General features: G+C 69.6%; 8 protein-coding genes and 1 rRNA gene. All 9 read left to right on the top strand.

Annotated features, from left to right (window positions below; genetic code table 11):
* A 5S ribosomal RNA gene (gene rrf, locus ACZ5C2_RS34380) occupies nucleotides 1–93 on the top strand; the annotation flags it as partial.
* Between the two features lie 60 nt (nucleotides 94–153).
* Complete coding sequence (locus ACZ5C2_RS34375; protein WP_468800069.1) at nucleotides 154–801, top strand: HAD family hydrolase; 648 nt, start codon at nucleotides 154–156, stop codon at nucleotides 799–801.
* 66 nt (nucleotides 802–867) lie between these two features.
* The gene (locus ACZ5C2_RS34370) at nucleotides 868–2,100 is read left to right on the top strand and encodes an MFS transporter (RefSeq protein ID WP_468800067.1); all 1,233 of its coding nucleotides are present in this window, start codon (nucleotides 868–870) and stop codon (nucleotides 2,098–2,100) included.
* A complete protein-coding gene (locus tag ACZ5C2_RS34365) occupies nucleotides 2,051–3,223 on the top strand; it encodes an acetoin utilization protein AcuC (RefSeq protein ID WP_468800065.1) in 1,173 nt (390 codons plus the stop codon). The genes ACZ5C2_RS34370 and ACZ5C2_RS34365 overlap by 50 nt, the downstream gene beginning before the upstream one ends.
* Before the next feature lie 120 nt (nucleotides 3,224–3,343).
* Nucleotides 3,344–4,159, top strand: coding sequence for a phosphatase (locus ACZ5C2_RS34360; RefSeq protein ID WP_468800079.1), 816 nt, complete (start codon nucleotides 3,344–3,346; stop codon nucleotides 4,157–4,159).
* Between the two features lie 129 nt (nucleotides 4,160–4,288).
* Nucleotides 4,289–4,501 carry a helix-turn-helix domain-containing protein gene (locus ACZ5C2_RS34355; protein ID WP_004984898.1) on the top strand — a complete coding sequence of 71 codons (213 nt, stop codon included), beginning with the start codon at nucleotides 4,289–4,291 and terminating at the stop codon, nucleotides 4,499–4,501.
* A gap of 154 nt (nucleotides 4,502–4,655) precedes the next feature.
* A complete protein-coding gene (locus tag ACZ5C2_RS34350; RefSeq protein ID WP_003948845.1) occupies nucleotides 4,656–4,754 on the top strand; it encodes a 30S ribosomal protein bS22 in 99 nt (32 codons plus the stop codon).
* 230 nt (nucleotides 4,755–4,984) lie between these two features.
* On the top strand, nucleotides 4,985–6,046 hold the full coding sequence (locus ACZ5C2_RS34345; RefSeq protein WP_468800063.1) for an NAD-dependent epimerase/dehydratase family protein: 1,062 nt from the start codon (nucleotides 4,985–4,987) through the stop codon (nucleotides 6,044–6,046).
* A gap of 14 nt (nucleotides 6,047–6,060) precedes the next feature.
* On the top strand, nucleotides 6,061–7,131 hold the full coding sequence (locus ACZ5C2_RS34340; protein WP_468800061.1) for a lysophospholipid acyltransferase family protein: 1,071 nt from the start codon (nucleotides 6,061–6,063) through the stop codon (nucleotides 7,129–7,131).
* The last annotated feature ends 33 nt before the right edge of the window (nucleotides 7,132–7,164 follow it).

Below are 7,164 nucleotides of genomic sequence, written 5' to 3'. Positions count from 1 at the left end.
ACGCCCGGTTACATTCCGAACCCGGAAGCTAAGCCTTACAGCGCCGATGGTACTGCAGGGGGGACCCTGTGGGAGAGTAGGACGCCGCCGAACAAATATTGAAGAAAACCCCGCACCTTTCGGTGCGGGGTTTTCTGCGTTTAGCATCGAGGCATGCGCTATGGCCTCGTCATCTTCGACAACGACGGAGTACTCGTCGACAGCGAGCCGATCTCCAATCGGCTCCTGGCCGGTTATCTCACCGAACTCGGCCACCCGACGTCGTACGAGGAATCCATCCGTGACTACATGGGCTCCGCCATGCATCGCGTGCACGATCTCGTTGAGGAGCGGACCGGTCAGCGGTTGCCGGCGGACTTCGACGATGTGTTCCACGCCCGGGTCTTCGCCGCGTTCGAGCGGGAGCTGAAGCCGGTCACCGGGGCCGCGGACGTACTGGAGAAGCTGGCCGCGGACGGGGTGCCGTACTGCGTGGCGTCCTCCGGGAGCCACGAACGGATCCGGGTGGGGCACCGCACCACAGGGCTCGACCGGTGGTTCGACGACGACCGGATCTTCAGCTCGCAGGACGTGGGGCGGGGTAAGCCGGCACCCGATCTGTTCCTGCACGCGGCCGAGCGGATGAGTGTGGCAGCCGAGCGGTGTCTGGTTGTCGAGGACAGTCCGCTGGGCGTGCGGGCGGCGGTGGCGGCCGGGATGGATGTGTACGGGTTCACCGCGATGACTCCGGCCGGGAGGTTGGACGCGGCCACACGACTCTTCGGCGACATGCGGGAGTTGGTCACACTACTGGCCCAGTAGAACTGAGGCCGATTCATCTTTGACCGGATCTACCCACCGGTATCCCCGGGCCCTACGCTCGCCGCCATGACCGATGTGCTGCGGCGCGGCAGGGCCTCGCTGGCGTTCAGCTTTCTCGTGCAGGGCGTCGCCTTCGCTCTGCTCGTCACCCGAATCCCGGCCATCCAGGACCGGTACGGGGTCTCCGACGCTCTGCTGCCCGTCTTCCTCGCCGCCGTTCCGATCCTGGCCGGCATCGGCAGTGTGACGACAGGGCGGCTGGTGAACAGGGTTCCACCGAGCCGGGTGCTTCGGTGGTCCCAGCCCGTCGTGCTGCTGGCGCTGCTGGGAGTGGGCGCGGGGGAGCACATGGCCCTGCTGGGCGTGGCGCTGGCCGCGTTCGGGCTGGCTGTGGGGGCGCTGGACGCGTCGATGAACATGCTCGGGGTGAGCCTGCAGCGGGCGTACGGGCGCAGCATCATGCTCGGTTTCCATGCCGCGTACAGCCTGGGCGGGATCGTCGGGGCGTCTCTCGCGTGGGTGGGGGCGCACGGCGAACTGGAGCTGTGGGTGTCATATCTGCCGGTGGTGCTGTTGCTGTTGCCGGCCGCGTTGGCCGGGAGCCGGTGGTACGTGGACCATCGCGAGGAGGTGCCCGCGGCGACCGTCGGGGCGGAGGGCGGCGCGGCCGTCGGTCCGAAGTGGCTGCTGCCGCTGTGTCTGGTGATGACGGTGGCGTACATCGGCGACTCGACGGTCTCCAACTGGAGCGCGAAGTACCTCCAGGACGTGCTGGGGAGTTCGGAGGAACTGGCGACCGTTCCGTACAACGTCTATATGGTCACCACGCTGCTGGGACGGGCGGTCGGGGATGTCGGGGTCCGGCGCTTCGGGGCCGTGGCGGTGGTCCGCGCGGGGGCACTGGTGGCGGCGGTGGGATTCGCCGTGGTGGCAGGGGCGCCGGGTGCGCGGGCGGGGATGCTGGGGTTCACGCTGCTCGGCCTGGGGCTGTGCGTGCTGGTGCCGCAGACCTTCGTGGCGGCGGGGCGGCGGGCAGCCGAGCGGGGCGGCCCAGGGGCTTCGGATGCGGCTGTTGCACGGCTGAATGTCTTCAATTATGTGGGTTTTCTGATTGGTTCGCCTTTGGTCGGGGCGCTCGGTGATGCCTGGAGCTATCGGGGGGCGATGCTTGTGCCGATGGTGTTGGTGCTGGTGACACTCGTGTACGCCCGGTCGTTCGCTCCCCAACCGGACCGATACGGTGGCGGGCATGAGCGGCCGCGCACAGCTGATGTGGGACGAGGCAGTAACGGGCTATGACTTCGGCCGGGACCATCCGATGGACCCGGTCCGGCTCGCGCTGACCCGGAGCCTGGTCGGTGCCCTCGGGCTGGACCGTGAGGTGAACGTGGTCGCCGCGAAGGCGGCCGGGGAGTCGACGCTGCGACTTGTCCACCGGGAGGACTACATCGAGGCGGTGCGGGCCGCGTCGGCGGACCCCGCGTCGGCGGACCAGTCGTACGGGCTCGGCACGGTGGACGATCCCGCGTTCGCCGGGATGCACGAGGTGTCGGCGCTGATCGCCGGGCAGTCCGTGGGCGCGGCGGAGGCCGTGTGGCGAGGGGAGGCGCTGCACGCGGTGAACTTCGCGGGCGGGCTGCACCACGCCATGCCGGGTGCCGCCTCCGGCTTCTGCGTGTACAACGACGCGGCGCTGGCCATCGCCCGGCTGCTGGAGCTGGGGGCCGAGCGGGTCGCGTACATCGACGTCGACGTGCATCACGGGGACGGGGTGCAGGCGGCGTTCTGGGAGGACCCGCGGGTGCTGACGATCTCGCTGCACGAACACCCACGGACCCTCTTTCCGCAGACCGGGTGGCCCGAGGAGACGGGGGCGGACAGCGCGGAGGGCGGCGCGGTCAATGTCGCGCTGCCGGCCGGGACGGGGGACGCCGGGTGGCTGCGCGCGTTCCACTCGGTCGTGCCGGAGCTGATCGCTGACTTCCGGCCCCAGGTGCTGGTGACGCAGCACGGGGCCGATACGCATTTCGAGGATCCGCTGGCGCATCTGGCGGTGTCGCTGGACGCGCAGCGGGCGGTGCAGGTGGCCTGCCACGAGCTGGCGCACGAGCACGCCGACGGGCGGTGGGTGGCGTTGGGCGGCGGTGGATACGCGGTGGTGGAGGTCGTGCCGCGGTCGTGGACGCATCTGGTGGGCATCGCGGCCGAGCGGCCCGTGGATCCGACGACGATGATTCCCGAGAGCTGGCGGCAGGAGGTGTACGCCCGGACCCGGCAGCCGGCGCCGCGGCGGATGACGGACGGGCGGTGGCCGGTCTCCTGGGCCGCGTGGGACGAGGGGTACGATCCCGCGGACCGTCTGGACCAGGCGATCCGCGCGGCACGGCGTGCGGTGTTCCCGCTGCGAGGGCTGCTGCCCTAGGAGCAGGTGTCTGCCTGGTCCGTCGGTGGGCCGTCGACCCAGGGGCGTTACGCCAACCGTGCGGTGTTCGTGCCGTTCCGGCCGCGCCGCGCGCCCGTATCGCGCACCATCGCTTCCGTGCTGCTGACCACCGACGGCCTTCGTGCGCATCTGCTGGCTGCCCGGCTCGCCGGGGTGGTGGGCACCACCCGGGAGGAGAGCCTGCGGAGCTATCGGCTGTTCGCGGCCCGCGATCCGCGCCTGCTGATCGGGCTGGACCCCGAACGGGTATGGGCTGAACGGGATCTGATCGCGTTGATGGCGCAGAGGTGCGGGGTCCCGGCCGATCCGGGGCACACCTCGGGCCGCGATGTGATCGACCCCGAACGCACCCTCGCCGCCCTGGACGCCTGTGCGCAGCGGCTGGCGGTGGTCGCGGGGCGTGGTGCCCCGGTCCTTCTCGGCACCGGTCACCCGCACCGGCTGCTCGGCTTCTACGCCGCTCTGGCAGACGGCTTGTCGGCGGCGGGATGTGCCGTTCTCACCCCGGCGAAGGGTCGTCGTGTCGACATAACGACCCGGTTCGGTCTACGCACGTACAACCTCGACTACGTACGAGGCGTCGGGCTGGTCCGGGGTGCGACCTCCCAGCGCTCCGGTGGTGAGCCCGGCGCGCACACGCACTCCCCCCTCCCGGTTCGGACCGCGCTCGCCGCGGCGGCCGACGCCGGCGGGCCGCTTCCGGAATTGGTGATCGGAGACCACGGCTGGGCCTGCGGGGCAGGTCAACTGGGGTTCGAGGCGGTCGGGCCGGCCGATGTGAACGACCCCGCCCTGTTCGTCGGGGAGGCCGAGGGGGCCGTCTCCGTCGTCGTTCCACTTGATGACGGTGTGCGGTCGGATGACTACCTGCCGCTGGCCCGCTACGTACTCAATCGAGCGTGTCTGTCACAGTAGGCCGCCGATGGGTGCACCTCTTCCCCACTCGCATCACCCGCCCCTACATTGGGGAGTGAGCACGCAACGACGAAGAGTCACCGGAAGGGGAAGCCGGTGGCCGTCGAGTGCGGAAGGTTCAGGTGTGTCATGGCTGCAGCTGGCGAGAGGCCTCTGAACGAGGTTCAGTTCCTTACCGTGGCGGAAGTCGCCTCGGTGATGCGAGTGTCGAAGATGACCGTGTACCGGCTGGTGCACAGCGGTCATCTGCCCGCGATCCGGGTGGGGCGGTCCTTCCGCGTCCCGGAGCAAGCGGTTCACGAGTACCTCCGCGAGAGCTACGTGGGGGTGGAAACCGCCTGACGGCGTGCCGGGGAGACCCGTACAAGGCACTCATGGGCCTCCCCGGTTCCCTCGATTACGACCTCAGCGCTCGGGCGGGTAGGCTAGCCCCTCGTAGGTCGTGTGGGCCCATGGCGCCCAAACACCGAGTGATGAGAAGTGAGCGAGGGTAGTCGTGGGCTCTGTTATCAAGAAGCGGCGCAAGCGGATGGCCAAGAAGAAGCACCGCAAGCTGCTCAAGCGCACGCGCGTCCAGCGTCGCAACAAGAAGTAGGCGACGGCGCGAAAGCGTGTCCAGTGGCCCTCCACCGCGATTCGGTGGGGGGCCACTGCCGTGCGTGGGTCCGGGAGCGTGGTCCGCGCGGACGGGGCACTCGTTCTCGTGTCGGTCCAGGGTGCGTACGCACGGGGCTGTCGTCACTTCAAGTATCAGGCCGGTACCACAGAGCGACGCTGACCCGATAGGTTGGCCGTCGGGAGCAGGGCGAGAGGAAGGCGCTGATCTTGGGAAAGGTCGTGCTCGTGACCGGGGTGGCCCGTCAGCTGGGGGGCCGTTTCGTCCGGCGGATCCAGCGTGATCCCGAGGTGGACCGGGTCGTCGGCGTGGACGCGGTTCCGCCCGAGCACCACCTGGGCGGCGCCGACTTCGTCCAGGCGGACATCCGTCAGCCCGCCATCGCGCGGGTGCTCGCCGAGTCGGGTGCCGACACGGTCGTGCACCTCGACGTCACGGGGATGCCGCTCGGCAGCGGCGGCCGGACCGCGCTCAAGGAGACCAACGTCATCGGCACCATGCAGTTGCTGGGTGCCTGCCAGAAGTCTCCGAGCATCAAACGGCTGGTCGTGAAGTCCAGTACGAACGTCTACGGCTCGGCACCCCGCGATCCGGCGGTCTTCAGCGAGACGACTCCGCCGAAGTCGCTGCCCAGCGGCGGTTTCGTGAAGGACACGGTAGAGGTCGAGGGCTATGTGCGGGGCTTCGCGCGCCGCCGCCCGGATGTCGCCGTATGCGTGCTGAGGTTCGCCAACATCCTCGGCCCGGCCGCGGACACCCCGCTCGCCTCGTACTTCTCGCTGCCGGTGCTGCCGACCGTGTTCGGCTACGACCCCCGGCTGCAGTTCGTGCACGAGGACGACGTGATCGAGGTGCTGCGGATCGGCTCGCACGAACCCAGGCGGGGCACGCTCAACAGCGGCACCTTCAACATTGCCGGCGACGGTGTGCTGCTGCTCTCGCAGTGCTCGCGGCGGCTGGGCAGGCCCACGGTGCCGCTGCTGCTTCCCGCCGTCACCTGGGCGGGCTCGCTGGTGCGTACGCTGGGGGTGACGGACTTCTCGCCCGAGCAGATCCGGCTGCTGACGCACGGGCGGGTGGTGGCGACGGACCAGATGCGGGAGACGCTGGGTTTCACCCCGAAGTACTCGACTGCCGAAACGTTCACGGACTTCGTCCGCAGTCGTGGTCCCGGGCTGATTCCGCCGGAGGCCCTCGCGAGGGCCGTCGACCGGATCGCCGCGCTGTCCGTGCCGGACAGCGGTCAATCCCCTACGCAGAGCGCCAACTGAGGAGCGCAGCAACGATGGCGGACGCCAAGGTCATTCCGTTCGACGACGACCACCGCTCCCGTGGGGGCGGCGCGCAGCGGCCGTCGCGCCGTCGTGGTGCGGGGAGCCGGCGCCCGGGCGGCGGGCAGCCCGCGGCGGTCGGGGAGGTCCAGTCACTGCCGGGCATGGCGTCCGTGCCGGAAGATGATCCGGTGACCGGTGAGGACGAGCAGTCCCAGGAGCCGGCCGCCGAGGGCGCCGGCGACGGGGGCCTGGAGCGGCGGGTCGCGAGAGGTCTGGCCTTTCTGCGCCGCCGGCTCACCGGGGACTACGAGGTCGACGACTTCGGCTACGACGGGGAGCTCACCGACCAGGTCCTGATGTCCCTGCTGCGTCCGGTGTACGAGAAGTACTTCCGTGTCGAGGTCAAGGGTGTCGAGAACATCCCGTCGGAGGGCGGCGCCCTGATCGTCGCCAACCATTCCGGGACGGTGCCGGTGGACGGCCTGATGATGCAGGTCGCCGTCCACGACCACCATCCGGCCGACCGGCATCTGCGGCTGCTCGCGGCGGACCTGGTGTTCATGCTGCCGGTGGTCAACGAACTGGCCCGCAAGCTCGGGCACACCCTGGCCTGCGCGGAGGACGCCGAGCGACTGCTCGCGCAGGGGGAGCTGGTGGGGGTGATGCCGGAGGGATTCAAGGGCATCGGGAAGCCCTTCGGTGAGCGGTACAAGCTGCAGCGGTTCGGGCGTGGCGGGTTCGTGTCCACCGCGCTGCGACAGGGTGCCCCGATCATTCCGTGCTCGATCGTCGGGGCGGAGGAGATCTACCCGATGATCGGCAACGCGAAGACGCTGGCCCGGCTGCTGGGCTTTCCGTACTTCCCGCTGACGCCGACGTTTCCATGGCTCGGGCCGCTGGGTGCGGTTCCGCTGCCGACGAAGTGGACGATCCAGTTCGGTGAGCCGATTCCGACGGACGGCTATCCACCGGAGGCGGCCGAGGACCCGATGCTGATGTTCAACCTGACCGACCAGGTCCGGGAGCAGATCCAGCACACGCTGTACAAGCTTCTCGTGCAGCGCAGGTCGGTGTTCTTCTAGGGGCCCGCACACCCCTACGTCTCGGGGGCGCCC

The organism is Streptomyces sp. NPDC031365, assembly GCF_055569765.1.
This window is presented reverse-complemented; position numbering and strand designations above follow the sequence as displayed.

Excerpts from the sequence above, each read along its gene's own strand:
- ACZ5C2_RS34375 (WP_468800069.1), top strand. The coding sequence starts at position 154 with ATGCGCTATGGCCTCGTCATCTTCGACAACGACGGAGTACTCGTCGAC.
- ACZ5C2_RS34370 (WP_468800067.1), top strand. The coding sequence starts at position 868 with ATGACCGATGTGCTGCGGCGCGGCAGGGCCTCGCTGGCGTTCAGCTTT.
- ACZ5C2_RS34365 (WP_468800065.1), top strand. The coding sequence starts at position 2,051 with ATGAGCGGCCGCGCACAGCTGATGTGGGACGAGGCAGTAACGGGCTAT.
- ACZ5C2_RS34355 (WP_004984898.1), top strand. The coding sequence starts at position 4,289 with ATGGCTGCAGCTGGCGAGAGGCCTCTGAACGAGGTTCAGTTCCTTACC.
- ACZ5C2_RS34340 (WP_468800061.1), top strand. The coding sequence starts at position 6,061 with ATGGCGGACGCCAAGGTCATTCCGTTCGACGACGACCACCGCTCCCGT.